Origin of the sequence: Spirosoma liriopis (assembly GCF_023196085.1) — a bacterium.
In the GTDB taxonomy this organism is placed as follows: Bacteria; Bacteroidota; Bacteroidia; order Cytophagales; family Spirosomataceae; genus Spirosoma; species Spirosoma oryzicola.
Window position 1 is genome coordinate 925,493 of sequence record NZ_JALPRF010000001.1, and the last position, 25,340, is coordinate 950,832.

The 25,340-nt window shown below is 50.8% G+C and carries 24 protein-coding genes; 14 read left to right on the plus strand and 10 right to left on the minus strand.

Going from position 1 to position 25,340, the window contains the following annotated elements; translation table 11 throughout:
* Nucleotides 1-45: 45 nt before the first annotated feature.
* Nucleotides 46-3,498: a pyruvate carboxylase gene (locus M0L20_RS03905; protein WP_248475815.1), complete on the plus strand. Its 3,453-nt coding sequence runs from the start codon at nucleotides 46-48 to the stop codon at nucleotides 3,496-3,498.
* Between the two features lie 158 nt (nucleotides 3,499-3,656).
* Here the strand turns inward: M0L20_RS03905 and M0L20_RS03910 are convergent, their stop codons facing one another.
* The 3 genes from M0L20_RS03910 to M0L20_RS03920 form a co-directional block, all read right to left on the minus strand.
* On the minus strand, nucleotides 3,657-3,899 hold the full coding sequence (locus M0L20_RS03910) for a TraR/DksA family transcriptional regulator (protein WP_232559551.1): 243 nt from the start codon (nucleotides 3,897-3,899) through the stop codon (nucleotides 3,657-3,659).
* A gap of 368 nt (nucleotides 3,900-4,267) precedes the next feature.
* Nucleotides 4,268-4,987, minus strand: coding sequence for a sterol desaturase family protein (locus M0L20_RS03915; protein ID WP_248475816.1), 720 nt, complete (start codon nucleotides 4,985-4,987; stop codon nucleotides 4,268-4,270).
* A gap of 69 nt (nucleotides 4,988-5,056) precedes the next feature.
* Nucleotides 5,057-5,641, minus strand: a complete 585-nt coding sequence (locus M0L20_RS03920; RefSeq protein ID WP_232559553.1) for a Crp/Fnr family transcriptional regulator — start codon at nucleotides 5,639-5,641, stop codon at nucleotides 5,057-5,059.
* An 80-nt stretch (nucleotides 5,642-5,721) separates the two neighbouring features.
* Here M0L20_RS03920 and M0L20_RS03925 point away from each other — a divergent pair, with 80 nt between their 5' ends.
* The 5 genes from M0L20_RS03925 (at nucleotide 5,722) to M0L20_RS03945 (ending at nucleotide 8,791) form a co-directional block, all read left to right on the plus strand.
* Nucleotides 5,722-6,105 carry a DUF4870 domain-containing protein gene (locus tag M0L20_RS03925; RefSeq protein WP_232559554.1) on the plus strand — a complete coding sequence of 128 codons (384 nt, stop codon included), beginning with the start codon at nucleotides 5,722-5,724 and terminating at the stop codon, nucleotides 6,103-6,105.
* Between the two features lie 175 nt (nucleotides 6,106-6,280).
* A complete protein-coding gene (locus tag M0L20_RS03930) occupies nucleotides 6,281-7,519 on the plus strand; it encodes a cysteine desulfurase (protein ID WP_248475817.1) in 1,239 nt (412 codons plus the stop codon).
* A 4-nt stretch (nucleotides 7,520-7,523) separates the two neighbouring features.
* On the plus strand, nucleotides 7,524-7,952 hold the full coding sequence (locus M0L20_RS03935) for a SufE family protein (protein ID WP_232559556.1): 429 nt from the start codon (nucleotides 7,524-7,526) through the stop codon (nucleotides 7,950-7,952).
* A 44-nt stretch (nucleotides 7,953-7,996) separates the two neighbouring features.
* Nucleotides 7,997-8,308 (plus strand): DUF59 domain-containing protein, encoded by a 312-nt coding sequence (locus M0L20_RS03940; RefSeq protein WP_232559557.1) that lies wholly within the window; start codon nucleotides 7,997-7,999, stop codon nucleotides 8,306-8,308.
* A gap of 51 nt (nucleotides 8,309-8,359) precedes the next feature.
* Entirely contained in the window at nucleotides 8,360-8,791 is a 432-nt protein-coding gene (locus tag M0L20_RS03945; RefSeq protein WP_232559558.1) for a BrxA/BrxB family bacilliredoxin, read from the plus strand.
* A gap of 75 nt (nucleotides 8,792-8,866) precedes the next feature.
* On the opposite strand, the gene M0L20_RS03950 is transcribed toward M0L20_RS03945, so the two are convergent.
* Both M0L20_RS03950 and M0L20_RS03955 read right to left on the minus strand, forming a co-directional pair.
* Entirely contained in the window at nucleotides 8,867-10,186 is a 1,320-nt protein-coding gene (locus M0L20_RS03950) for an NCS2 family permease (RefSeq protein ID WP_232559559.1), read from the minus strand.
* A 115-nt stretch (nucleotides 10,187-10,301) separates the two neighbouring features.
* Nucleotides 10,302-11,027: a 6-phosphogluconolactonase gene (locus tag M0L20_RS03955; protein WP_248475818.1), complete on the minus strand. Its 726-nt coding sequence runs from the start codon at nucleotides 11,025-11,027 to the stop codon at nucleotides 10,302-10,304.
* Between M0L20_RS03955 and M0L20_RS03960 the strand changes: the two genes are divergently transcribed.
* On the plus strand, nucleotides 11,016-11,171 hold the full coding sequence (locus M0L20_RS03960) for a hypothetical protein (protein ID WP_248475819.1): 156 nt from the start codon (nucleotides 11,016-11,018) through the stop codon (nucleotides 11,169-11,171). The two genes, M0L20_RS03955 and M0L20_RS03960, sit on opposite strands and share 12 nt — an antisense overlap.
* Before the next feature lie 151 nt (nucleotides 11,172-11,322).
* Here the strand turns inward: M0L20_RS03960 and M0L20_RS03965 are convergent, their stop codons facing one another.
* Nucleotides 11,323-11,508 (minus strand): hypothetical protein, encoded by a 186-nt coding sequence (locus tag M0L20_RS03965; RefSeq protein ID WP_232559561.1) that lies wholly within the window; start codon nucleotides 11,506-11,508, stop codon nucleotides 11,323-11,325.
* A 51-nt stretch (nucleotides 11,509-11,559) separates the two neighbouring features.
* Here M0L20_RS03965 and lysA point away from each other — a divergent pair, with 51 nt between their 5' ends.
* Together lysA and M0L20_RS03975 are read left to right on the plus strand one after the other, a co-directional pair.
* Nucleotides 11,560-12,816, plus strand: a complete 1,257-nt coding sequence (gene lysA / locus M0L20_RS03970) for a diaminopimelate decarboxylase (protein WP_248475820.1) — start codon at nucleotides 11,560-11,562, stop codon at nucleotides 12,814-12,816.
* Nucleotides 12,817-12,922: 106 nt separating this feature from the next.
* The gene (locus M0L20_RS03975) at nucleotides 12,923-13,636 is read left to right on the plus strand and encodes a YebC/PmpR family DNA-binding transcriptional regulator (RefSeq protein ID WP_232559563.1); all 714 of its coding nucleotides are present in this window, start codon (nucleotides 12,923-12,925) and stop codon (nucleotides 13,634-13,636) included.
* 86 nt (nucleotides 13,637-13,722) lie between these two features.
* Here M0L20_RS03975 and M0L20_RS03980 read toward each other — a convergent pair whose 3' ends face one another.
* The 3 genes from M0L20_RS03980 to M0L20_RS03990 form a co-directional block, all read right to left on the minus strand.
* Nucleotides 13,723-16,635: a T9SS type B sorting domain-containing protein gene (locus M0L20_RS03980; RefSeq protein WP_248475821.1), complete on the minus strand. Its 2,913-nt coding sequence runs from the start codon at nucleotides 16,633-16,635 to the stop codon at nucleotides 13,723-13,725.
* Nucleotides 16,636-16,750: 115 nt separating this feature from the next.
* Complete coding sequence (locus M0L20_RS03985; RefSeq protein ID WP_248475822.1) at nucleotides 16,751-17,731, minus strand: glycosyltransferase family 2 protein; 981 nt, start codon at nucleotides 17,729-17,731, stop codon at nucleotides 16,751-16,753.
* Between the two features lie 106 nt (nucleotides 17,732-17,837).
* On the minus strand, nucleotides 17,838-19,343 hold the full coding sequence (locus tag M0L20_RS03990; protein WP_248475823.1) for a circularly permuted type 2 ATP-grasp protein: 1,506 nt from the start codon (nucleotides 19,341-19,343) through the stop codon (nucleotides 17,838-17,840).
* A 432-nt stretch (nucleotides 19,344-19,775) separates the two neighbouring features.
* Here M0L20_RS03990 and M0L20_RS03995 point away from each other — a divergent pair, with 432 nt between their 5' ends.
* The gene (locus tag M0L20_RS03995; protein WP_248475824.1) at nucleotides 19,776-20,444 is read left to right on the plus strand and encodes a PepSY-like domain-containing protein; all 669 of its coding nucleotides are present in this window, start codon (nucleotides 19,776-19,778) and stop codon (nucleotides 20,442-20,444) included.
* 91 nt (nucleotides 20,445-20,535) lie between these two features.
* Here M0L20_RS03995 and M0L20_RS04000 read toward each other — a convergent pair whose 3' ends face one another.
* A complete protein-coding gene (locus tag M0L20_RS04000) occupies nucleotides 20,536-21,603 on the minus strand; it encodes an Ldh family oxidoreductase (protein WP_248475825.1) in 1,068 nt (355 codons plus the stop codon).
* Between the two features lie 102 nt (nucleotides 21,604-21,705).
* Here M0L20_RS04000 and M0L20_RS04005 point away from each other — a divergent pair, with 102 nt between their 5' ends.
* From M0L20_RS04005 to M0L20_RS04020, 4 genes are all read left to right on the plus strand, one after another.
* Nucleotides 21,706-22,296 (plus strand): hypothetical protein, encoded by a 591-nt coding sequence (locus M0L20_RS04005; protein ID WP_232559569.1) that lies wholly within the window; start codon nucleotides 21,706-21,708, stop codon nucleotides 22,294-22,296.
* Nucleotides 22,297-22,345: 49 nt separating this feature from the next.
* Nucleotides 22,346-23,608 carry a 3-phosphoshikimate 1-carboxyvinyltransferase gene (locus tag M0L20_RS04010; RefSeq protein WP_248475826.1) on the plus strand — a complete coding sequence of 421 codons (1,263 nt, stop codon included), beginning with the start codon at nucleotides 22,346-22,348 and terminating at the stop codon, nucleotides 23,606-23,608.
* A gap of 73 nt (nucleotides 23,609-23,681) precedes the next feature.
* Nucleotides 23,682-24,488 (plus strand): phytanoyl-CoA dioxygenase family protein, encoded by an 807-nt coding sequence (locus tag M0L20_RS04015; RefSeq protein ID WP_232559571.1) that lies wholly within the window; start codon nucleotides 23,682-23,684, stop codon nucleotides 24,486-24,488.
* Nucleotides 24,489-24,957: 469 nt separating this feature from the next.
* Nucleotides 24,958-25,302, plus strand: a complete 345-nt coding sequence (locus tag M0L20_RS04020; protein ID WP_248475827.1) for a cupin domain-containing protein — start codon at nucleotides 24,958-24,960, stop codon at nucleotides 25,300-25,302.
* Nucleotides 25,303-25,340 lie beyond the last annotated feature (38 nt).

Sequence of the window (25,340 nt, forward strand, 5' to 3'; positions counted from 1 at the left end):
GTCATTTGACAATTGCATAGCCTGAAGCTGTTTTTGTTGAGAATTATGAAGGAATACATCCGTCCCATCAAACGTCTGTTAGTCGCCAACCGCGGTGAAATTGCAATCCGTATCATGCGGGCCGCTACCGAGTTAGGCATCACGACTGTTGCCGTTTACACTTACGAAGACCGTTATTCACTCCATCGTTACAAAGCCGATGAAGCTTACCAGATCGGCCGCGACGAGGATCCATTGAAGCCTTATCTTGATGTCGAAGGCATTATTCTGCTGGCCAAACATCATAAGATCGATGCCATCCACCCAGGCTATGGTTTTTTGTCTGAAAACGTAAAACTAGCCCGACGTTGCCGCGAAGAGGACATCATCTTTGTTGGACCATCGCCCGAAGCGATGGACGCGCTGGGTGATAAGGTTCGGGCCAAAAATCTGGCAACCAAGGCAGGGGTTCCGCTTATTCCCGACTCACGGGAAGAAAACATGACACCCGAATTTGCCTTGTCCGAGGCCGAGCGAATTGGCTTTCCAATCATGGTAAAAGCCGCTGCCGGGGGCGGTGGACGCGGGATGCGGGTGGTGCGTCAGGCCGAAGAGTTTGAAAAAGCATTTACCGAAGCAAAAAACGAAGCCCGGAATGCTTTTGGGGACGATACTATCTTTCTCGAAAAATTTATTGAAGACCCAAAACACATTGAAGTTCAGCTTCTTGGGGATCAGCACGGCAACATCGTCCACCTGTACGAACGTGACTGTTCGGTACAACGGCGGTTTCAGAAGGTTGTCGAGGTAGCTCCCTCGTTCGGGCTGCGTCAGGAAACAAAGCAAAAGCTTTATGACTACGCGATTCAGTTGGGTCGAGCCGTTAATTACTCCAACGCAGGCACAGTGGAGTTTTTGGTCGATAAAAACGAGAATATCTACTTTATCGAAGTTAACCCCCGGATTCAGGTTGAGCATACCATAACGGAAGAAGTAACGGGTATCGACATCGTCAGAACCCAGCTTCTGATTGCGATGGGCTATAAGCTGTCCGACAACGGGATTTACATCCACCACCAGGACGAAATTCCGCTCAACGGCTTCGCTATTCAGTGCCGTATCACAACCGAAGATCCAACCAACGGCTTCAAGCCTGATTTTGGAACAATAATCGCGTACCGGAATGCCGCTGGTTTTGGTATTCGCCTTGACGAAGGCAGCAGCTACGCGGGGATGAAAATCTCGCCTTATTTCGATTCGATGATCGTGAAAGTATCGGCGCGGGGACGGACGCTCAAGGGAGCTACCCAACGGCTGACGCGGGCACTGCTGGAATTCCGGATTCGGGGCGTTAAAACGAACATCGGCTTCTTGCTGAATGTCATGAGCCATCCCATTTTTCAACGGGGTGAAGCCAGGGTATCATTTATTGAAAGTCACCCCGAACTGTTTAACTTTCGTAAACCGCAGGATCGTTCGACACGGGTTCTCAACTACCTCGCCGATGTGATCGTAAACGGTAATCCGGAAGTCAAAAAAAAGGACGACTCCAAAGTATTCAGAACGCCTGTTGTACCGACATTTGACCAATATGCTCCTTTCCCTAATGGTAGCCGTAACCGGATGAAGGAGTTAGGACGCGACGATTTCTCGAAGTGGGTACTCGATCAGAAGTGCGTTCTGTATACGGATACGACCTTCCGCGATGGACACCAGTCATTGCTGGCTACGCGCGTTCGGACGCAGGATTTGCAAAAAGTAGCCGAAGGATTTGCGAAAAGTCATCCCGAACTGTTCTCAATGGAAGTTTGGGGGGGCGCTACATTTGATGTGGCCATGCGCTTCCTCTACGAAAGCCCCTGGAAGCGGTTGGCCGCTCTGCGCGAAGCCATGCCAAACATGCTGCTGCAAATGCTGTTCCGTGGCTCCAACGCCGTCGGCTATTCTGCTTACCCGGACAACCTGATCGAAAAATTCGTTGAAAAATCATGGGAAACAGGCATTGATGTTTTTCGTATTTTCGACTCGCTCAACTGGGTCGAAGCGATGAAAGTCAGTATGCGGGCTGTTCGCGAACGGACTGATGCGATCTGTGAAGCGGCTATCTGCTATACAGGCGATATGCTTGATCCCAACAAGCACAAGAAGTATAACCTTCAATACTACCTGGATTTAGCCCGCCAGCTCGAAGATGAAGGTGCGCACATGCTCGCCATCAAAGACATGGCCGGTCTGCTGAAACCGTTAGCGGCTGACGTGCTGGTTCGTGAGTTGAAGCAAGCCGTAAGTATCCCAGTTCATCTGCATACGCACGATACGGCAGGGATTCAGGCCGCTACGTATCTCAAAGCCATCGACGCGGGTGTTGACATCGTTGACTGTGCCCTCGGTGCGTTGTCGGGTCTGACTTCGCAACCGAACTTCAACTCGGTTGTCGCCATGATGCAGGGACACGAGCGGGAATGCCCCTCAAATCTGGCTTCATTGAACGCTTATTCGAACTACTGGGAAGACGTTCGTGAATATTACTATCCGTTTGAATCGGGCATGAAAGCGGGCAGCGCGGAGGTCTACGACAACGAGATTCCGGGTGGCCAGTACTCAAACTTGAGACCTCAGGCGATTGCTACGGGTTTGGGTGACAAATTCGAAACGCTCAAGAAAAACTACTCCGTCGCCAATCAGCTGTTCGGTGACATCGTCAAAGTAACGCCTTCATCGAAAGTCGTAGGCGATATGGCCATCTTCATGACTGCCAACAACTTAACAGCGGACGATGTTCTCAAAAAAGGAGATTCGCTGTCGTTCCCGGAATCGGTTAAAGAGCTGATGAAAGGTATTTTGGGGCAGCCCGTCGGTGGATTTCCCGAAGACGTTCAGCAGGTAATTCTTAAAGGCGAAGAGCCGATCACTGGCCGCCCAAACGAACACCTCAAACCCATCGACTTCGACGCTGACTTCGCAGAGTTTCAGAAAAAATACCCGCACAACAGCGGTTTTGAGGACTACCTGTCCTACCAGATGTATGCGAAGGTGTACGATGAATATTACAAAGCCAACGAACAATACGGCGATGTAAGCATCATTCCGACTCCGGCCTTCTTTTACGGACTAAAGGAAAACGAAGAGATTCTGATCAACATTGAAGAAGGGAAAAACATCCTCGTCCGACTGCTGTTCAAGTCCGAACCCGATGAGTTTGGGATGCGCACGATTACCTTCGAGTTGAACGGTCAGAGCCGCCAGGTTCAGGTTCGGGATAAATCATCGAAGGTTGAAAAGGCGATGAACGCCAAGGTTGGCAAAGAAGGCGATGTTGGCGCTCCGTTGCAAGGTCGGTTAACCCGAATTTTGGTGAAGGAAGGTGATGAGGTAAAGAAAAACCAACCACTTTTCGTGATCGAAGCGATGAAGATGGAAAGTATCGTAGCCGCGCCTAAAGCTGGTAAAATCAGTAAGATTGTGCTAAAAGAAGGTATTGTAGTCGAGCAGGACGACTGGGTCGTTGAATTGACCTAAACCTGCCTTTTACTTTTTATCAGCGGAGGGTGGTGTCGGTTGTGGTGTCAGATATTCGTACCTGACACCACAACCGACACCACCCTCCGCTGATTCATGTATAGGAATAACCTGCCAAGGTTGAGGTACGCGTGTTGGCATGCGTGAGACAAGCGGAACTAGGTCCGTTTCTCCCGCTTCATGTACGTGGAGGCACCCGTACCGCGTCTGGCTCCCATCTTATGCAACTGCTGGGCATCGGCCTGCGACATGATCTGAATGGCCGAATACTCTGTCTTACCCGTAATAAGCGGAAATCCAGCGACTCGCTGAGCCTGCGAACAGTGCACACACGTCTTAGCCGTTGGAAGGGCTTTGAGCCGCGCTTCGGGGATGAGATTACCACATTTGATACAGTACATAACGTTGGTTGGTTAGCTATCTATATAACCCCAAACGAGGCTAGATAGTGCCGCAGATTCTCATTTACTTTCATAATCAACTATCTGTTAACCAGTACCTTAATCTAAAACAATCAGTACTGGTTAGATACCTTTTTATCGCTTAAAATAGGGTACAACTTGATCACGCAGGATGATTTCACCCAGATCAATACGGCTTGTATCAGCGGTTGCGCTCGTGGTGTCAGTTTCTCAAAACAGTATTGTCCGGAATGTTGAACTTGCTCCAATCTGATGTCCTTCTAAGTGGTGTCGGTTTCTTAAAACCGACACAAATTGCTGACGCCAAGGGTCGGTTTTGAGAAACCGACACCACGAACTTCTATTTCTCACTCCCGATGAACGTCTTTGAACTGAAGCATATCACCTAGCCGCAGTTCTTTTTCTTCATCGAAACCACAAGTCGATTTAAATTCTTTAGGATTCTGATAGGTTCCGAAGAGCATGTCCCACCAGACAATGTCGCCGTAGTTGCTGGTGTGTTTCTCGTATTCGTGATGAATTCGGTGCATTTCGGGCCGCTGAAAAATATAGCCAATCCATTGGGGCGTCTTTACGTTAGTGTGGTAAAAAAACTCGCCCAGCGCCGTACAGAGCGTATAAATGGCCCCGGCTTCGGCACTCAATCCGAGCAGTGTATAAACCAGTAAACTGCCAATAATGGAATTGACGGTCATTTCGAGCGGATGTTTGTAAAACGAGGTGATGACTTCCAGCCGCTGCGGACTGTGGTGAATCTGATGAAAGTGCGTCCACAGAAAATCGACTGTGTGCCGCCAACGGTGCCACCAATAGAAGACAAACGTGGCAATAACGTACGCTATTATCCCACCACCAACGTTGTTAACGTAGTCGGAAAGATGCAGAACTGAGTAAGCCGACAGCCATTTCTCCCACGTAAATCCAGCAACCACGACGACAACCAATTGCACAAAATTGATGGCCAACACGCGAATCGTCCAGGTCGGAACGGCAGGCAGTTTCCAGCCCGGAATCAAACGTTCGAGGATGAAACAAAAAGCGAAAACGGCAAAGATAATCGGTAGCATAGCGCATTGAGGTTTAGTAAATTGATCCCCAAAGCAACACGATCCTTTACCGCTAAACATTGATAAATATCAATTTCGGCGGGCTCGTAGACGACTTAGCGTTTCGGGCGAAATACCAAGGTGTGACGCGATGTATTTAAGCGGAACACGCTGAAAAATAGCCGGAAAGTCTGTCAGCAATTGCCCGTAACGTTCAGGGGCGGTTTGCATTCGCAGGTTTTGGGTGCGTAGTTCGCTCTGCACGTAGTATCGTTCGGTGATCAGCCTACCGACGCTGTTGAACTCCGGAAAATCACGATAAAGCTGTTGAAGTTGTGCGTACGAGATAGACCACAAAATACTGTCTTCCAACAGCTCGACGTATTCGCGGGCCGGCTGACGCGTATAAAAGCTCACAATTGATACGATGAAGTCGCCCTCCCGCATGAACCACGATGTTACCTCCCGCCCATCCCTTTGCAAGGAAGCGGCTTTTAAATAGTATTCTCTAACAACACCCCGTTCGATAAAGTAAAGACGATCTGATACCTGACCCGGTTGAAGCAGCCAATGTTTGCGGGGAAGTTCTTCCCGTCGAAGCATCGAGGCCAACGCCATTCGTAAGGAATCGGAGAGTGGCTGGATGGTCTGAATAAAAGAAAACAGTTGCTCCATTCGGTTAGTTGATTGCGATAACACGCTTTCAGTCAAAAATTTAGCTCAGATCATCAATCCGAAATAAATCATGTTGCGTCATGGAGAACCGCCCCCCAACTCCGCCTTTATCGCCCGTACCGTTCAGTGAGTCCGACGCCCGGTTGTGGGCCATGCTTACTCATCTAAGCGCTCTGCCTGGCTCCCTTGTTGTGATCGGTAGCATTGTGCTTCCGCTGGTGATCTGGCGGATTCAGAAAGAAAAATCTGCCTTTGTCGACTTCCACGGTAAAGAAGCTGTCAACTTTAACATAACGATGGCCTTGGCTGCGGCTATATCGGTTATTTTGGTGTTCCTTCTGATCGGTATATTCTTGATCTGGCTGGTAGGAGCCGTATGGCTTATTTTTACGCTGATTGCCGCTATTAAAGCGAATAATGGTGAATACTACCGATATCCCCTAACGATCCGCTTTATCAAATAAGTGTTTCCTATGGCTGCTTTGCAGGGCGTAGAGTAAACCTATTCTGTATAAATGCTCCAGCACGATATCCAATTCTAAGAGGCTGTTCCCGAACCTAATCACCCTTTATTTGCGTTTTCACTATGACTCCCTATTCGAGTTGTGATCTACTCACCTGAATTATTGCGCCTATCCCATGCAATCGGCTATAGAAACTACTCTTGATATTCAACAAATTCGCCGGGACTTTCCGGTGCTCGATCAGCAGGTTAACGGTCGGCCATTGGTTTATCTCGACAATGCGGCTACCAATCAGAAGCCGCTGGCGGTGATTCATGCCCTAACGCGCTATTACGAAGGATACAACGCCAATATTCACCGGGGTATTCACCACCTGGCCGAGCAGGCTACAGCTGCTTTTGAAGCCTCCCGCCGGGCCGTTCAGGAGTTTCTGAACGCGAAACACTGGCAGGAAATTATTTTTACCTACGGTACTACCGATGGTATCAATCTGGTAGCACAGACCTACGGACGGCGTTTTTTGAAGGAGGGCGACGAGATCGTTATCTCGACCATGGAACACCATTCCAACATTGTTCCTTGGCAAATGCTCTGCGAAGAGAAAGGTTGCGTACTCAAAGTCATTCCGGTCGACGACAACGGCGAACTCCTGATTGATGAGTACGAAAAACTGCTGTCAGAACGGACGAAATTCGTTTCCTGCGTACACGTATCGAATTCATTAGGTACGATCAACCCGGTAAAAACGATTATTGATAAAGCCCACGAAGTTGGTGCCGTTGTGTTAATCGACGGTGCTCAGGCTAGTTCTCACCTCGACATCGATGTGCAGGCGCTCGACGCTGATTTTTACGTTCTTTCGGCGCACAAGCTGTACGGTCCGACGGGCATGGGCGTTTTGTACGGTAAAAAAGAGATTCTCGATGCCATGCCGCCTTACCGGGGCGGGGGCGAGATGATCAAGGAAGTCACGTTCGCCAAGACGACTTACAATGAGATTCCTTATAAATTCGAAGCGGGTACGCCCAATATAGCCGATGTTGTTGCGGTGAAAGCCGCGTTCGAATACATGGCTGGCTTGGGGAAAGAAAATATTGCCGCGCACGAAAACGATTTGCTTCAGTACGCAACCGAGCAGTTGACAGAACTTGACGGTCTGCGCATCATCGGTCAGGCGAAGCACAAAATTGGCGTTATATCCTTCGTGATGGATGGGATTCACCACCAGGATACGGGCGTCATTCTGGACCAGCAGGGCATTGCCGTCCGGACGGGTCACCACTGCACGCAGCCTCTGATGCAACGTTTCGGTATAGCCGGAACTACGCGGGCGTCGTTTGCGGTTTATAACACCAGAGATGAGGTTGACCGGCTCGTGCAAGGCTTGCGTCGGGTACAGAAAATGATGTTATAATAGCATGACAATCAACGAAAAGCAGGACGAAATTATTGACGAGTTTGATCTATTTGACGATCAGCTCGACAAGACTCAATACATCATTGATCTGGGCAAAAAGCTGCCTCCCATGCCCGAAAGCAAAAAAATTGACGAGAACCGAATCATGGGTTGTCAGTCGAAGGTATGGGTTGACGCCGAATTGAAAGGTGATCGGCTGTACTTCTACGGCGACAGTGAACAAACCGCTCAGATTTCGAAAGGATTGGTTGGCTTGTTGATTCGTGTATTGTCGGGCGAAAAGCCGGAAGACATTGCCAATGCCGATCTTTACTTTATTCCAAGGGTCGGCATGGGTAACCTGATCACCTCACTCCGGGCGGGTGGTCTGGCGTCTATGATCGAACGCATGAAAGCGTATGGCCGCTCTTACGCGGGTCAGGTAGCTTAAACTAATTCGAAGATTATAACTTTACGCGCTAACGTCTTTTGACAATGACGGACGAAGAACTCAAAGAACAGGTCATACTAGCGCTGAAAGGCGTGTATGACCCCGAAATCCCGGTTGACGTGTACGAACTGGGGCTTATTTACGACATCAAAATATTTCCGGTCAACAACGTTTATATTTTGATGACACTGACCTCGCCCTCCTGCCCATCAGCGGGTTCGATTCCAGCCGAAATCGAAGAGAAAGTGCGGGCCATCGAAGGCGTCAACGATGTAAGCGTCGAATTAACCTTCGACCCTCCCTATTCGACTGAACTGATGTCAGAAGTGGCTAAGCTAGAGTTAGGCTTCATGTAAGCTCGGTCCGAACTAAAAACTGTATACAATAAACTTTTTCAACTTTAAATCATGTATCCTCCACATTTGCTTATCCCAATGCGGGAAGACCTGACGAGCGTTGGGTTCGAAGAGTTGACCACTGCTGAAGACGTGGTAAACACCATGGAAAATGCCCAGGGCACAACACTGGTTGTTGTCAATTCGGTTTGTGGCTGCGCAGCGGGTGCGGCTCGTCCGGGTGTTAAGGCAGCATTAGCGGCTAGCCCTGTCAAGCCAGACAAAATGGTGACGGTTTTTGCCGGTGGCGATTTAGAAGCTACGGCTCAGATGCGGGAGTTCCTGCTACCCTATCCTCCATCGTCGCCAGCAATCGGCATTTTCAAAGATGGTGAGTTAGTCCATTTCATCGAGCGGCACCACATCGAAGGTCGTTCGGCGCAGATGATTGCTCAACACCTCGAAATGGCACTGGAAGAGTTCTGCACCCCAGCTAACGCCTAAGTCGATCAGTTTAATTAGTTTGGCCCGTATGCATCAGCGCAACCGTTGATCCGTACGGGCCAAACTCGTTTATGGCTAATGCCCTGCAATCAGCGCTAGTATACAAAACGCATCCACAATCAGTAACCCGATCGGCACCTCCCGACTTTTCCCAACGGCTAATTTGATAACTGTCCACGACAGAAAGCCCCAGACCAGCCCCTGCGTGATCGAATAACTAAACGGAATCAGCACTAGCGCCAGAAAAGCAGGCAGAGCGTCGTCCAACTGTCCCCAGTCGATGCGAACAACCGGCTTCATCATAAAAGCCCCAACCAAGACCAGCGCCGGAGCCGTTGCAATGGATGGAATAACGGACAACAACGGTGATAGGAACAGAAAGGGCAGAAAACAACTGCCCGCTACAATGGCCGTTAGCCCGGTGCGACCTCCCTGCGCGATACCCACCGCTGATTCGATATAAGCCGTACCGGGGCTGGTGCCAACTATCCCCGCCAGCGTTGTTGACACGGCATCGGTCAGCAAGGAGCGGTTCAAATTTCGGGGTTGGCCGTTCTCATCCTGTAAACCACCCGCTTCGGCAACCCCCACGAACGTAGATAGGCTGTCGAACAGATCCGTAAAGGCAAAGGCAAAAATAATCGGCCATAACGACCATGTCAGTGAGTTTTTCAGGTCCAGTTTTCCCAGCAACGAGAAGTCCGGCGCAGCCCACACACCCTGAAAATTGACCAGCGTTTTTTGCCCAAAGTTAATGGCCGATGCATCGCCCCAGTACCGACCAATGGGCCATGCCGCCAGGGTCGTAACGATGATGCCAATAATAATGCCACCCGGTACGTCACGCACGACCAACACACTTGTCAGTAACAAGCCAACGATAAACGTCAAGACAATCGGATCGGTCAAGTGAGCAATGCCGACCAACGTAGCCGGGTTGGCGATAATGAACCGGGCATTCTCGAAGCCAATCAGCGTGATGAATAGACCGATTCCTGCCGAAACGGCGTATCGGATGGGTAACGGAATAATATGGACAATCGCTGACCGGACATTGAGCAGCGACATAATCAGGAACAGGATACCCGCCCAAAAAACAGCCCCCAGCGCAACTTCAGGCTGGATGCCCATTCCTTTGACCGCTGTGAACGTAAAGAATGCGTTGAGGCCCATACCCGGCGCTACCACAATCGGATTCCGGGCGTAAAGCCCCATCATCAGGCTACAAAAAAAAGAAAGCAATATAGTAGCCGTCAGCACACCACTAAACGGCAAACCGGCCTGACTCAGGATGGATGGGTTAACAACGATGATATACATCGTTGCCAAAAAGGTTGATATACCGGCCAGCACTTCGGTACGGCGGGAGGATGAAGCAGACGTATCAATTGTCATAGGACGCACAGGTTGTCATTCGTTGCTGAACATACAACGAATAACGAACAATGCCAACCCATCCCACAACGCGGACCGCACGACTGGCCCCGCTCCTATCCACCCCGCCGTTTACCTACACCAGCAAACGCCCGGCGTCTTCATCGACCCAAACGCACGCATCCGTCCGCGTCTGAACAATACTGGCCGGGACTTCTTCCGTGATGGGTCCAGTCAATGCCTGACGCAGCATGGGTGCTTTTTTTTCACCGCTAACGATTAGAATAACCGCGCGCGCTTCGGCCAGATGACGGAGACCAGTCGTAATACCTTTGGTCAGTTGGGTTTCTTGATCGAAATATTTTTGTCCAACGGTCTTTGTGCTTTCGGCCAGTTCGGCAACGTGACAACCGAGATTGAAGGGCGTACCGGGTTCATTTAGTGCGATATGACCGTTCATACCCATCCCAACGAGCAGCAGATCCAGCCCACCCCACTTCCGAATGACGGCATCGATGCGAGTGCATTCAGCTTGTAAGTCAGTCGATTTGGCGTTGAAAACGTAAATTTGATCGGGTCGAAGGTTTAAGGGAGTGAACAAGTCACGGTATAGCGAATGGGAGCAGCTTCCGACATCTTCCGGCCCAAAGCCAACCCATTCATCAAGACCAACAAAGGAGCATCGGCTACTATCGACTTTTCCGGCCTGAACCAGCGCTACAAACCGGCGATAGGTTTCAGTGGGTGTGTCGCCCGATGCCACACAAATTAATGCGTCGGGCTTACGATTAATGACAGCAGCCATCTGTTCGGCGGTCCGCTGTGAGAGCGTATTGTAATCAGGAAATTTTTGAAGATTCATAAACGGGTTCAGGACATTCTCTTTAGACGCCAAAGCATTTTTTCGCGTCAGCCTACCCTGCCTGATAGCCTAAATCCTGAATCAACTGGTTTATTTCAACGCATTGGCTACAAGCCGTATCCGTTGGAAATAGCGGGTCGTTAAGAAGCGGGTCAATGCCGGTCGCGCTGGCGGATAAGGAGTTTCTTTCGCCGGAACCCAAAGCCCATTGGCCCATCAGTTATGGCTACTGGCTTTGGATTTGATACGGGTTCGGGGAGGGCAGGCTCACCGTTCTGCCCTTTGTTGCCGGAGCTTACGCGTGTTCGTTGCCGAGGTCCACCCGTGCGGTGAGCAGGTGGTCGATAAAAGACGCTTGTCTGCCGGAATAATTACTGATTAAACTGGCTAAACGTTTATTACCGGGCGTAGATGCCTGCGCCGACGACCCGACCATTACCAACGGGTTGACAAACAGTATCCACAAGAGTAGGTGCCGCATGTTGTACATAGTAGAAAGATGGCGTAATTTTGCGGTTCGTTTACGAAAACCATGCAATTAAAAGACCGCAACTATCAGATTCAGGGCGTTGATGTACTGGCCATTGCCGACCAATTCGGCTTGCCTTTGTACGTATACGATGCTAACAAAATTATCGAAAAAATAAGCTTACTTCGGTCGTCATTTTCCGGGGTTAACTTAAAAATAAAGTATGCGGCCAAAGCCCTGACGAATCTGTCGATCCTGAAGCTAATGCGCCAACAAGGCGTTGAGATGGATTCCGTGTCGGTCAACGAAGCACGCATGGGTTTGCTGGCAGGTTTTGAGCCGGGCCAGATTATGTTTACGCCCAGTGGTGTGTCGTTTGAGGAAATTCGCGAAGCGGTTGAGCTGGGTTTGCAGCTCAACGTCGATAGCTTGCCGTTGCTGGAATGGGTCGGTAAAACGTATGGCAGTACCGTGCACGTCAGTATCCGCATCAATCCGCATATTGCCGAGGGAGGCAACATCAAGATTTCAACCGGCCATGCTGATTCCAAGTTTGGTATCTCGATTCTGCAACGGCCTGAAATCCGGGCACTCGTTGAGCAGTATCACCTGTCCGTCAACGGCTTGCACGTTCATACCGGATCGGACTTTAAGAATGCCAACGCGTTTTTGCGGGGGGCCGAGATCTTATTCGACTTAGCGAGCGATTATCCAGACCTGACGTTCATCGACTTTGGTAGCGGCTTCAAAGTGGCCTATAAGGAAGGCGATCACGTTACCGACATTGCGGATCTGGGCCAGAAGGTTTCGGAAACGTTTCAGCGCTTTTGTCAGCAATACGGTCGGGAATTGGAGCTGTGGTTTGAACCGGGCAAGTTTCTGGTCAGCGAATGCGGGCATTTGCTGGTACGGACTAATCTTGTCAAAGAAAACCCATCACGGACGTTCGCAGCCGTCGATTCCGGTCTGAACCACCTGATTCGGCCCATGATGTACGACGCTTATCACGACATCAAAAATGTTTCGAACCCACTAGGAGCCGAAAAGACGTATAACGTCGTTGGGTATATCTGCGAGACAGATACGTTCGCTACCGACCGACCACTCCCTGAAGTTCGCCCCGGCGACGTGCTGTCATTCGAAAATGCCGGTGCTTACGGCTTTAGCATGGCTTCGAATTACAACGCCCGCTTTCGGCCAGCCGAAGTACTGGTTTATGACGGAACTCCTTATTTGATTCGCCAGCGCGAGACGTTCGACGATTTGCTGCGCGGACAGGTTGATGTTCCTGTGTTAAATTCGGAAGTAATAGAGCAATAAATACCGTTTATAGCGTTTCACGGAGCATCTGTATGGTTCATTGACTAATTGGAAAACCAACAGACCGCAGTGTTGAAACCATAAACTCATAAACTATCAATCAACAATGGGAAGAGCGTTTGAATACCGAAAGGCGCGTAAAATGAAGCGGTGGGGTCAGATGGCAAAGACCTTCACCCGCATCGGAAAAGATATTGTAATCGCCGTTAAAAGTGCTGGTCCTGATCCAGATACCAACGGTCGTCTGCGGGCCATTATCCAGAATGCGAAAGCGGCAAACATGCCGAAAGAAAACGTAGACCGTGCCATCAAAAAGGCTTCGTCGAAGGAGCAGGAGGATTATAAAGAAATCGTGTATGAAGCGTATGCACCTCATGGCATCGCGCTCGTCATCGAAACCGCGACCGACAACCACAACCGCACCGTAGCTAACGTGCGCAGCTACCTAAATAAACTGGGTGGTAGCCTGGGTACTCAAGGAATGCTTGACTTTCTCTTTGATCGTAAGTCTGTTTTCCGGATTCCGGCAGAAGGCGTTGATCAGGAAGAACTCGAACTGGAACTCATTGACGTGGGGGGCGACGAAATTGAATTTGACGAAGAAACAAACCAGTTTGTTATCTACGGTGAGTTCACCGCTTTTGGTGCGATCCAGAAATTTTTGGAAGAAAAAGGGTTTGAGATCAAACAGGCTGAATTCGAACGGATTCCAAACGATTACAAGGAACTGACCGACGAAGAAGTTGCCGATGTTGAAAAACTCATCGAACGCATTGAAGAAGATGACGATGTACAGGTAGTTTATCACAACATGAAATAATACAGCGACGATTTACTCAGATAAAATCAAACGACCTGCGTGAGTTATCACGCAGGTCGTTTGATTTGTAGGGACTAAAATGGAATCTATCGCATACTGACGCCCTCGCGGAGGATTTGCACCCAACCTTTCAAAACTTGCGCCGGCGCAGCACGGTCCAGCACCGCATACCGCACACTCACCTGATAGTAGTACAACCCGCTCGGCAGGTCCGTGCCGTCACTCGACTTGCCATTCCAGGCTAGGCTGGCACTGCTGCCTTCGTAGACCTTGCTGCCATTCCGGTTGTAAACCACCAGGGCTACGCTCTCCACAAACCGGGGGCAACTCAAGGCCGCGAATACATCGTTCTTGCCGTCGCCGTTAGGCGTGAACACATTGGGCAACACAAACAACGGACACGCATCATTGCACACCCGGTTCGAGGGTAAACTCTCTACCCCCGAGCGGCTCACCGCCGTCACGTAGTAACAACCCGCCACCGTACTCAGGCTGCTGTGCTCGAAGCTAGTCGTTGGGGCAGGGATGCTCACCAACTCGGCGGGGGTGTCCTGCTCATAGCGACCGTAGTAGAGCTTGTAGCCTACTACATTTGGATCACAGGTGGGGCCGCTAGTGGGTGTCCAGCGCAGCTTGTTGGTAAAGCTGGTCTGGTTGCACAAGCTTTCGGGGCTTAGACTGGCGCAGTTCAGGCTATCCAGCCCTAGCTGGGGAGGGCAAGGCCGGGTCGTGTCGGTGGGCGTGGCGCAGAGAATCTGGCTGTAATTCTCGATGAATCGGATGCCAGCTAGCTTGGGGTCGGCATACGCCCCTCGTGTCATCACGCGATAGCAGTAGCTGCTGTCAGCGGACAACACCCGGCTCGTATTGCCGTCCACCAGATACGTATCCGGACCCGTGTCGGTGAAGTTATAGCTCTGCGCTCCAGTAACGCGCACCTCGGCAATCTTGTTGAAAGGGCCGTTAGGGCCTGACCGACTCCGGTACACATCATGCACCTGATTGTCATTGCTCCAAGGTACACTCGCCTGCCAGCTCAAGGTTACCTGACGCTGAGCCGGAGCCGCCGACAGCCGCACACTCGAAGCGCCCTCGGTCACATCCAACCGCGTCAACCCACCGCCCGGAGCCGTGTAGTAAAACTCCACCCGGTAGCGGTAGGCGTTGGCCGTTGTGTTCAACGCACTCGTCGAGCTGCCTTTGTCCACGTAGACCGTGTCAGCCAGCCCCGCTTGCAGATTGGTGTTGATGGTGGCTACGGTCACAAAGTCAGTACCCGTTAGGCCAGTGGCCCGCTGCAAGCGGTACTGGTAAGGAGCGCCCAGATCGCCCGGTTGCAGGCCCAGCGGGCGGGTCCAGCGGACGGTAATCTGGCCTCGTTGGGTGTCGGTGCTGTCGACGGTGACTCGAGTCATGACCGGTGCCAGCAGGGGCAGTTCCAGACAGGCTTCGGTGGAGACCACGCTAAAGCCGCCGTTGTTGCCGATACCGGGATTGCGGGCCACGATGCGGTAGGAGTAGCTTACTCCCCGACGTAAGGCACTGGTGTCAATATAGCTGGTAGCGGTGTACGGTATGCGGGCGATTTCCTGGTAGCCAAAGCTGGGGGCCAAGCCCGTCACACACTGCTGTGGAGTGATGGGTGTACAGCCTTCTTTGCGGTAGATGATGAGCTGGGTCGTGTCGTTGCCTGCACCGAGGGTTGTTACGCGCCCGCAGCTGTAGGCACTCCAGTTGAGCTGGATGGCCCGTCCGGCAGTGGTAGCGGTGGGCCGGGCAGTGAGGTTTTTGACCGAAGGGGCGTAGAGCCGGATGCGCAGGGTGGCGAAGGAGACCAGCGAAACAGCCCCCCGTCCGGGCACATCGTTGACTTTGAGGGTAATGTCGTAGGGCTCGGCTCGGGCCTGATTGCAGTTAGTTTGCCAGGTAAAGGTCGCCGTAGCGGGTTGAGCCTGGGCCACCCCTCCATTGACCAATCGGGCGAATTCGGGCGGAATGCGTAGATCGACTGGTAATGGCAAGCCATCGTTGTTGACATTGAGCGGTCCTCCATAACCAGTAATAATAACCCGCTGTCCGTCGGGGTCGGTGGCCGTGATGGCCTGCTGAATCAAGGTACCGGCTTCCACGCAGATCTCCGTTCCTACAATTAGGGGTCGTTTGTTGGGCTGATCAATGACAATAATCTGCATGTCGCGCGTGATCTCCCCGATCTTTACGCCGTTACGCCATTCTTCGATAATAAAGGCAAAGTTGAATTGCCCCGCTTGGCCGGGAGAATCCCAGCACAGATCACCCGTTCGGGGGTCGATGCTAAAGGTAGGTGGTGAACTACCGTCTTCTTTAGCCGTACTGAAATTACTGGCAGGATCTAGATAAGCAGGAATAAAGCGGCTACGGCAGCTGTTTGCAATTCCTTCCTGAGGTCTGCTGAGCCGATATGCCAAGCTGTCACCATCGGCGTCGAAAGCGGCTGGATTGTGGCAGAATTTCTGACCAACGCGCGCCGAATCCAGTGGTGGGTTTAGCATCACCGGTGTCGAGTTGACCTGTAAGGCTGCGTTAATCAGAATGGTTGTCGACACGTAAAAGGTAAGCTGGTCAGAGCTGCCCGGCGGAGGTAGGTTTACAGTTCCTTTGTTTCGGTTCGCGATTTGTACCCCAATGGTATAGGTGGCTGGCCCCGCATAGGTATGCGTGGTAATGTAGGTATTAACGGATGAGGTACGTCCGTTGATGTAGCGACGAGCCGCTCGCCTTACGTCCGCCTGGGTTCCGTCGCCGAAGCAGAAGACGTACGAGCCGGCATCATCGGCGGCTGCTTTACCCGTTACTTCATCAAAATAAGTCGTTAGCGTTATTTCATACGTCAGGGAAGCTCCGGGTAATCGTCGGGTAGTGATTTCGCCAGCCCGCACGTGCGTAGCCTGACTGACAGTTGGCCACAAAATGGCCCCAATAGAGAAGGCAATCAGCCCAATTGTATAAATTAAACGCATAGAGTTATCGCATTTCATTTACAACGAATTCTCGTCATAAAAGTATATTTCTTTTATACGCAGAAAATGCCCGTTCTACTGCACAAGCGTATTTTTTTTCTACGCCAGCATCGGGTCACACTTTATAAAAGCCGCGTTGATTGAAAAGGGTTTTCCAGAAAAATCGCAGGAATATACCAACTTGCTGAGCAAACGCCCGCTGGTTCGTTAAATCCGACCAGGGCGAACGCCGGTCGCGTAGATTGACGGCAACTTTCCAGGCGAAAACAACGGGAATCATGAACACATAGTGAAGAATCAGTACGAGGTAGGCTCCTACACCATATTGCTTGCGGACCCACAATAATTGCGACACCTGAATTTGCGGTTTAAACCGGTTGATGTGCGTTACCACATGTTGTTGATTATCATCGCTGCTGCCGTATTCGAGGTGAACAAAACTGGCGTCCTGAAGCAGCAGCAGCCGCCCTTGTTTTCCTAACCGATAGCCCCACTCAACGTCCTCACCGTACATGAAAAAGTTTTCGTCCAGCCCACCAGCGCGGGCAATCGTGGAAAGGCGTGTCATGAGGAAAGCCCCGGAAAGCCATTCTACCTGATTGGGGTCCGTAAAGTGAGGGTCGGGAATAAGTCGCTGAAGCCAATCCTGAAACGACGCTCCGGCAGGCAGGATGTAAAACGCCCGTCGCATCTGGCCGAAAGTCGTGTACAGGTTAGGGCGAAGCTGCCGGTCGGCTCCGCGTTGCAGGACACTTACGGCGGCTACATCAGGTTGTTCGTCCAACACCCCTACACAACGGGCCAGTACGTTGTCCATCAATAACGTATCCGAGTTCAAGAGCAAAACGTTTCGCGCCTTTGCCTGACCAATTCCGTAATTATTCGCCCGCGCAAAACCCGAATTATAACCCATATTGAACCAGCGAACCATTGGATAATGCGCCTGTATGCGGCTTTGACTGTCATCTCCCGACTGATTATCAACAATGATAACCTCAAATTCGACATTTTTGGTGTGGGTGTAAATCGAAGCCAGACAGTTCAGAATCAGTTCCGGCGTTTTGTAATTGACGATGATAATACTTAAATCGAGCAAGACCTGTTGAATTAGCGAGCCATAAAGATAGGCGAAAAGCGAGTAGGGTGAAAAGCAAGGACGTGGTCCTCTCTCTTCACCCTACTCGCTTTTCAGCTTGATCAGCTTAGTACAATACCCAGGTGTCTTTGCCTCCCCCACCCTGCGAGGAATTAACGACGAGTGAACCTTTGCGTAAAGCTACCCGTGTGAGACCACCCGGAATTACGTTGACACCATCGCCATACAGGATGTATGGGCGCAGGTCAACGTGGCGTCCCTCGGCACGGTCGCCAACGATACACGGCACCCGCGAGAGCGAAATGGTTGGTTGCGCAATGTAGTTTCGAGGGTTGTCCTGAATCTTCTTTCTGAACAGTTCGTGCTCTTCAGGAGTCGCTTTAGGGCCAATAAGCATCCCGTAACCACCGGCTTCGTTTGCTTCCTTTATAACCAGCTGTTCAATGTTTTCCAGTACGTATTTGCAGTCTTCCTCCTCCCGACAGATATAGGTTTTGACGTTTGGAATGATCGGCTCCTCGCCCAGATAATATTGAATAATCCGGGGGACGTAAGCATAAATAACTTTATCGTCAGCAACGCCCGTGCCGGGTGCATTCGCCAGTGCTACGCGACCCTTTTTGTACACCTCAAAGATACCCGGTACGCCGATCATCGAATCAGGATTAAACGCTTGCGGGTCCAGAAAGGTGTCGTCGATACGCCGGTAGATTACATCAACAATCTGGAACCCTTTAGTAGTCCGCATCTTGACGTAGCCACCCGATACCACCAGATCACGCGCTTCCACCAGCTCGACGCCCATTTGCTGCGCCAGATAAGAATGCTCGAAGTAAGCCGAATTGTAAATACCCGGCGTCAGGACAACAACCGTGGGGTTGGGTCGGTCGGCAATGTACTGAAGCATCTGGAGCAACCGCATCGGATAATCCGAAACAGGCCGAACACCGGTCTGCGTCAACACTTCGGGGAACGTTTGCTTCGAAAGCTCCCGATTTTCGAGCATGTACGATACGCCCGATGGACAACGCAGGTTATCTTCCAGCACCATAAACTCGCCGTCGTCGCCCCGAATAAGGTCTGTTCCGGTAATGTGGCACCAGATTCCTTTCGGCGGACGAACACCCAGGCAAGGTTGCAGAAAAGACTGACTGGATTCGATCAGATCGCGCGGTACAACGCCGTCGTTCAGGATGCGTTGTTCGTTATAAACATCATCAAGAAACATATTCAGCGCCTTGATCCGCTGAATTAATCCGGCTTCCAGCTTATTCCATTCAGCCGATTCGATTACGCGCGGAATGATATCGATGGGCATAATACGTTCTGTACCTTCTCCTTCTGAATACACATTGAAGGTGATGCCCATGCTCATCAAAGCACGCTCAGCCGCGTGTTGACGGCCAACAATATCCTCGCGGCTTAGCTGTTCGACGCGCTGCTGAAAAGGAGCGCAGCCCGCTCGGACCTGGGACTGGCCATCAAACATTTCATCGAAAAAGCTCTCGGTCTGGTAATCCTCAAAGGTGAAATTAGCTGTTGGCTGACCCTGCGACTGAGTCATACCGTTCATTGTCTGCGATTGAAATTTTGCGGTGGATTTTTGTTTCATGGAACAATATATTGCCGTTTACCGAAAGGACAAAATAGATGAGTAGTTTAAATGCTATTGTACAAATACGACACCGGAAAAGACAGAAAATACAGACAGGCTTACCCTGCTGGACATTTCTATTTGTTAACCTGATAAAAGAATCACAGCCTCACCCCTATGTATTTTTCTATGTACTGAGCAACGAGTGACGCTCGAGCGTACAAGAGAATGAACAAGAGCCGTAGAGTCAATAGTGATTTTTACGGTTAATTGTTTCAGCCTGTTTTAATCTAGCCACCCTTCAGATACGTTCTTTGGGGCTTTTTTAACATTTTTTAAGGATGATGCAACAGTATAAATACATAGCGCGTATCGGCAATAGAATTAGCAGAAAGGTCCGTTGCTGGCTCTCAGGTCTGTTAATCAACTAACAAAACCAACCCTATTTTTATGAAAACCCTGCTTGCTTTTAGTTGCGTTGCCGCTATCGTATTAAGTCTGAACGCCTGCAACCGTAACTCGGTAGACCCGTCTACGACCACTGCCTCTGCCCGTTCGGGATCGGGTCCTAGTTCTACGACGGCCGGACCTCGCAGTCTGACGACCGTAGACGTATCGAGTCTTCCCGCTACGATTACAACGTACATTAGTGCAAATTATGCCGGAGCTACCGTCAAAGAAGCCAAGAAAAACGCCGAAGGTAGCTACCTGGTTATGATTACGGTGAACAGCACTGTAAAGCTACTGGCCTTTAAAGCGGATGGCTCTTTCGACAAGGAATTTGACGGCAAAGGGGGACACGCTCGTGGCGACTCAGCGCATCGTCCTAAACACGCTCCCGGCGATTCGACGCATCACCCCAAACCAGCGCCTGGCGATTCGGTTCGTCACAACAGACCCGGTCAAGGCCCAGCCGTAACGGTGATTAATGCATCGAGTTTACCCGCTGCTATTACGACTTATATCACGACCAATTATGCCGGAGCAACGATCGAAAAAGCCGCTCAGGACAAAAAGAGTAATGATTATGTCGTATTGGTTAAAACCGCCGACAGTAAGCGTGTGATGCTATTGTTCGGCTCAGACGGCGCCTTCAAGAAGGCCGTTACCGGTAAATAACCACCTAGGCTTTCGTTGGAATTATCCACAACGATACGCCATGTCTTCAAGATATGGCGTATCGCTTATTGAATCAAAATCTCATACTCAGCTACAGACGAACACCGAACCGTTCGCCTAACTCTTCCAGACTTTTGATAACGGGTTCCAGCACCGGAATTCCGTTAGCAAGTCGCTCGGCTTCCATCATTCGCTCCGGATCGCCAGGAATCAATACGCGCTGACCTTCAACGGCTTTTGCCTGCCGGAAACGTTGTATCCAGGTATCCATGTGCGCTTTAAACTCGTCGGCAGGCCGGAAAGCGTCGATGCGCATAGCGCCGAAGAAATGACCAGTTCCCTGCCCAACCCCTTCGTTCGCCTGCATAAAACCAGCCGTTGCAAAGGGAGGAACCCAGGGACCATAATTAGCTCCGGACAGCACCCCCGAAAAAATATCGACAACGGCTCCTAGTCCGTAACCTTTGTGGCTGCCGTGTTCGCGGTCTGTGCCAAGTGGCAATAAGGCCCCGCCGTTGCGAATGGCGTTGGCATCGGTTGTCGGTTGCCCTTCGCTGTTCTGCGCCCAGCCCAGCGGAATATCCTGCCCTTTTCGCTGTAGGATTTCCAGCTTACCGTAAGCAACCGCCGTTGACGCAAAATCGGCTAAAAAAGTTGGTTCTGTTGCCGCCGGGATGGCCACCGCAATCGGATTTGTACCCAACAGTTTATCCAGCGAAAATGTCGGCGCAACCAGCGGAGCCGCGTGGGTCATAGCTTGCCCAATCATGTCATGGTCAGCGGCTAACAGGGCATGGTAGCCCGCTATGCCAAAGTGATTCGAGTTACGCACGGCGACCCAACCCGTTCCGGCAACGCGCGCTTTTTCGATAGCCACCTGCATAGCCCACGGACCAACGATCAGACCAAGCCCCCGATCACCGTCTACAACAGCAGTCGATGGTGTTTCGTGAACAATCCGAATGTGAGGCTGGGGATTGATTCGTCCGTTATCATAAAGCCGAACGTAGCCCGGCAGTCGGGCCACACCGTGCGAGTCGACACCACGCAGGTCAGCACTTACCAGTACATCAGCGGCCAGGCGAGCATCCGCTTCCGAGCAGCCGATGGCGACAAAGATTTGTTCCGTGAAGGAACGAAGTTGATTGGCTGTAATCATGCCGCAAATTAGTGAACACCGGGCGAACCGGTTAAACTTCGCTAAAATTTGGGCCAAATTGGTATGTTTTGCGTTATATCAGACAACGCCATTTTCATGCACATGAAGTCACGCAACGCCCACCGCTCCATTTTTGTCTTTCTTATCGCGCTATTCTCAGGTTATTTTTCTGTCGCACAGCCTACCGACACACTGACAACAGAGCAGCTTCTCCAGCGGAGGGGAACGGCTTATTCAGCCCTTATCCGTCCTTCCCGCTATCTGGCGCTGGATGCCAATCATAGCCTCGGCGGTTTCCGTAGGTATCGTTTTTTTGAAGGCGACGAGTTTCATTTCAAAGCAAGGGGCGAAAAATTTCGGGAGGAGTTGTATGCTGTTACGGATAGTACGTTCACGATCCTGATGGCTAATGAAGTAATGAATCGGGACGAACCCGTAACCTTTCGGCTCGATGAGGTGGAAAAAGTTATGCTGCATCGGCGGATACCATTCATTACGGCTGCCGGGACGATTTTCCCATTGGCTGGTGGTGTCTACCTGATCGCGGATGTCGTCAACAACCGTCAGTTGAATGCTAACGTACTTCCTGTTACGGGTGCCTTTATTTTAAGCGGACTTTTGTTCCACTGGATGAGTAACCCGCACGTCCGGATCAACAAAAACCACCGACTGAAGGTGTTGCGAACCTATTAAGTTGGCGTAACGATCTCGTATGGTGTATCTTTGGTGTATCTTTGCGGCAATGAACGCCGTCAAACTTACAACCCCTACCGGCCCCGTCCGGGCTACTATTCCGCTGGCTTCGTCGAAGAGCGAAAGCAATCGCGCCCTGATCATCGATGCACTAACCGATTTTCAGTGCGAGTTGCGTAATCTTTCGACCGCGCGGGATACGCAAACCATGATTCGTCTGCTCAAATCAGATGACACTACCGCCGACGTGCTCGACGCCGGAACGACCATGCGTTTTCTGACAGCCTATTTTGCGGTGACAGGTCAGCAGAAGATTATGACGGGTACACCGCGCATGTGCGAGCGCCCGATTGGTATTCTCGTGGATGCGCTACGGACGCTCGGGGCCGACATCACATATGTAAAAAACGACGGCTATCCGCCATTACAGATCAATGGCTTTACCCCTTCTGCGGAAGCAAAAGTAAGCATCCGGGGCGATGTCAGCAGTCAGTATATTTCGGCGCTGCTCATGGTAGCTCCCACGCTGCCTAACGGCCTGACGCTGGAATTGACCGGTGCCATCGGTTCACGACCCTACATTGAAATGACGTTGGAGCAAATGGTATATTTTGGCGCTGACCTCCAAGCCGACTGGGAAGCCAAAACCATCACGGTGAAGCCTAAACCGTACACCCCCAAACCATACGCCATCGAGTCAGACTGGTCGGGAGCGAGTTATTGGTACAGCATTGCGGCTCTGGCGCAGGACGAAACCAGTGAACTGGAGCTACTGGGTTTGAAAGCGAAATCCTTGCAGGGCGACAGCGCAATTGTGGATATCATGCGTTCTTTAGGCGTTGAAAGCACGTTCACCGATACAGGCGTTCGGCTGACCAAACAACCGGCAGCAACCGCTTTATCGTGGGATTTTACGCATTGCCCTGACTTAGCCCAGACAGTAGCCGTTTGTGCAGCTATGAAAGGCGTGATTTTGACGTTGACTGGTATCGAAAGCCTTAAAATCAAAGAAACCGACCGCGTAGCCGCTTTGCAGGCTGAACTGCAAAAAATTGGGGCTGAACTAGTCGAAATTGAGTCGAATCATCGTTATGAGGTTAGACCGCTCGGCAATCAGTCGGCGACTTTACCCAGCATCGAAACGTACGACGATCATCGAATGGCGATGGCCTTCGCCCCCGTAGCGATGCGTCGGGAAGTTGTGATTGAAGAACCAGGGGTTGTGGCTAAATCCTACCCCAGCTTTTGGGAAGATATGGCCCGCATTACACAGGTTCAGGCAATCGAAGAAGGTTCTAACGTAGCCGGATAATTCGAAAGCTTGTCCGACTCTGTAGTTTTGCCGGTCTGATCGACTAACCACCTTAAACTAATTTACACCAGCCATGACGCGTCGGGAGCAGTTCGAACAGCAAGGTTATCTTATTGTTCGCCAGTTATTTACAACCGAAGAAGTAGCAGAACTTCGCCAGGCAGCCTATCACCATCGCGACCAGCATCAAAAACGAGGCTTAGTCGCCCAAGTAAAACAGGCGGCTTCGGTAAAAGGGGATCTATTAAGTAAAGATGGGCTTGGCTGGGTTATCTACGACCCACGCGTTGTCGCTATTGCTACCGAGTTGCTGGGCGATACCCCCGTTTATTTTTCGGATAGTACGTATCAGATTGGCACCGGAACGCGCGGCTTCCACCGCGATAATATCGACCGGTTGCAATTCGGTCAGGGGTCCGACTGGGAAGGCTCGTATCCACTCATCCGCTTTGGCATTTACCTGCAAGACCACGATAAATACAGCGGAGGCATTCGATTTAAGGCGGGTAGCCACCAGGCCGCCGATGGGGCCGATGTGTTTGCCGACACCCGCGCGGGAGACATCGTTGTCTGGAACATGCGAACGCTGCACAGCGGCAATGCCCGACGCATGAAGTTGTTCAATAACGTAGCTTTGCACGTCGGCCTAGAGAATCGGCTACCCGATTTCTTGTTTCGCGAACAACAGGGAGAGCGTGTATCGCTTTTTTTCAGCTACGGCCTGAAAGGAAAACACCTCGATCATTACCTGCAACAGCATATACTCAAGCGGGCTGATATCCAGGAAAACGTTCGTCTTTCCGACTATTCACCCGAAGTGCTGGCGAAAGCCCAACAGAATAACGTTGACGTGCTGGACGTGAAAAAACTATTGAAATAAGTCAATACTGGCTCAACGCAAGCGTTATAAACCTAGTCTAGACGATACAGCGCAGCCAAGTTGCGTTTATAGCTCGGCGGACGGCGGGTGTAATACCGCTTTTTGCTTATAATTTTCAACGTTAAGTAATTTTTAAGCTATAATTAACGTTTATTATAAAATTACTCACCAATTTTGTGAGGTGAATTAGTTATCGCATTCAGCAGCAAGCTGTTTTGCAAACTACAAAGACATTGCTTTTTTAGCATAAAGATCCTTTACAAAGGGAAGGTTGAACATCAAGATTTGATGACCGCTCGGTCGTCAATCTTGAAATGGTGTGGATAGAAGCGGAAAGCCGCCCCGAAGTTTCGGAGCGGCTTTTTTGTTTTTAATCGAATAGAAAAAAAACCTCGTTAACTTGCTGAATAATTCTATTTTGAGAGTAAATTGTACAGTTTAACCTTTCATTGAGGAGCTATTTGTTACAATGACAGAAATACCCTTAGCGACCCGTTTTGTGGACGATCAGACTGTTCCCTGGGAGTCTGTGGCAGAAGGCGTCAAGCGTAAAATTATGACCTACGATGCCAACCTGATGATGGTCAAGGTTGCGTTCGAGACCGGCGGCATCGGTACTCCCCATCAGCATCGGCATACGCAGATGAGTTACGTTGAACGTGGTGCTTTTGCCATCACTATCGGCGAAGAAACCAAAACCCTTCGTACCGGCGATGTTTACTACATTCCACCCGATATCCGGCACGGAGCCGTTTGTTTAGAGGCTGGTGTACTGATCGACGTCTTCACGCCCATGCGCGAGGATTTTGTGTAATCCATGACCTTCTATCGCGAATACCCAATCCTGTTTTT

What these genes read in the sequence shown, in the direction of transcription:
- M0L20_RS03945 (WP_232559558.1), top strand. Translation starts at nt 8,360, where the DNA reads ATGTATCCTCCACATTTGCTTATCCCAATGCGGGAAGACCTGACGAGC.
- M0L20_RS03955 (WP_248475818.1), bottom strand. Translation starts at nt 11,027, where the DNA reads ATGAATCTTCAAAAATTTCCTGATTACAATACGCTCTCACAGCGGACC.
- M0L20_RS03980 (WP_248475821.1), bottom strand. Translation starts at nt 16,635, where the DNA reads ATGCGTTTAATTTATACAATTGGGCTGATTGCCTTCTCTATTGGGGCC.
- M0L20_RS03935 (WP_232559556.1), top strand. Translation starts at nt 7,524, where the DNA reads ATGACAATCAACGAAAAGCAGGACGAAATTATTGACGAGTTTGATCTA.
- M0L20_RS03995 (WP_248475824.1), top strand. Translation starts at nt 19,776, where the DNA reads ATGAAAACCCTGCTTGCTTTTAGTTGCGTTGCCGCTATCGTATTAAGT.
- M0L20_RS03975 (WP_232559563.1), top strand. Translation starts at nt 12,923, where the DNA reads ATGGGAAGAGCGTTTGAATACCGAAAGGCGCGTAAAATGAAGCGGTGG.
- M0L20_RS03915 (WP_248475816.1), bottom strand. Translation starts at nt 4,987, where the DNA reads ATGCTACCGATTATCTTTGCCGTTTTCGCTTTTTGTTTCATCCTCGAA.
- M0L20_RS03990 (WP_248475823.1), bottom strand. Translation starts at nt 19,343, where the DNA reads ATGAAACAAAAATCCACCGCAAAATTTCAATCGCAGACAATGAACGGT.
- M0L20_RS03925 (WP_232559554.1), top strand. Translation starts at nt 5,722, where the DNA reads ATGGAGAACCGCCCCCCAACTCCGCCTTTATCGCCCGTACCGTTCAGT.
- M0L20_RS04010 (WP_248475826.1), top strand. Translation starts at nt 22,346, where the DNA reads ATGAACGCCGTCAAACTTACAACCCCTACCGGCCCCGTCCGGGCTACT.
- M0L20_RS04015 (WP_232559571.1), top strand. Translation starts at nt 23,682, where the DNA reads ATGACGCGTCGGGAGCAGTTCGAACAGCAAGGTTATCTTATTGTTCGC.
- M0L20_RS04000 (WP_248475825.1), bottom strand. Translation starts at nt 21,603, where the DNA reads ATGATTACAGCCAATCAACTTCGTTCCTTCACGGAACAAATCTTTGTC.
- M0L20_RS03950 (WP_232559559.1), bottom strand. Translation starts at nt 10,186, where the DNA reads ATGACAATTGATACGTCTGCTTCATCCTCCCGCCGTACCGAAGTGCTG.
- M0L20_RS03905 (WP_248475815.1), top strand. Translation starts at nt 46, where the DNA reads ATGAAGGAATACATCCGTCCCATCAAACGTCTGTTAGTCGCCAACCGC.
- M0L20_RS03965 (WP_232559561.1), bottom strand. Translation starts at nt 11,508, where the DNA reads ATGCGGCACCTACTCTTGTGGATACTGTTTGTCAACCCGTTGGTAATG.
- M0L20_RS03930 (WP_248475817.1), top strand. Translation starts at nt 6,281, where the DNA reads ATGCAATCGGCTATAGAAACTACTCTTGATATTCAACAAATTCGCCGG.
- M0L20_RS04020 (WP_248475827.1), top strand. Translation starts at nt 24,958, where the DNA reads ATGACAGAAATACCCTTAGCGACCCGTTTTGTGGACGATCAGACTGTT.
- M0L20_RS04005 (WP_232559569.1), top strand. Translation starts at nt 21,706, where the DNA reads ATGAAGTCACGCAACGCCCACCGCTCCATTTTTGTCTTTCTTATCGCG.
- M0L20_RS03940 (WP_232559557.1), top strand. Translation starts at nt 7,997, where the DNA reads ATGACGGACGAAGAACTCAAAGAACAGGTCATACTAGCGCTGAAAGGC.
- lysA (WP_248475820.1), top strand. Translation starts at nt 11,560, where the DNA reads ATGCAATTAAAAGACCGCAACTATCAGATTCAGGGCGTTGATGTACTG.
- M0L20_RS03920 (WP_232559553.1), bottom strand. Translation starts at nt 5,641, where the DNA reads ATGGAGCAACTGTTTTCTTTTATTCAGACCATCCAGCCACTCTCCGAT.
- M0L20_RS03910 (WP_232559551.1), bottom strand. Translation starts at nt 3,899, where the DNA reads ATGTACTGTATCAAATGTGGTAATCTCATCCCCGAAGCGCGGCTCAAA.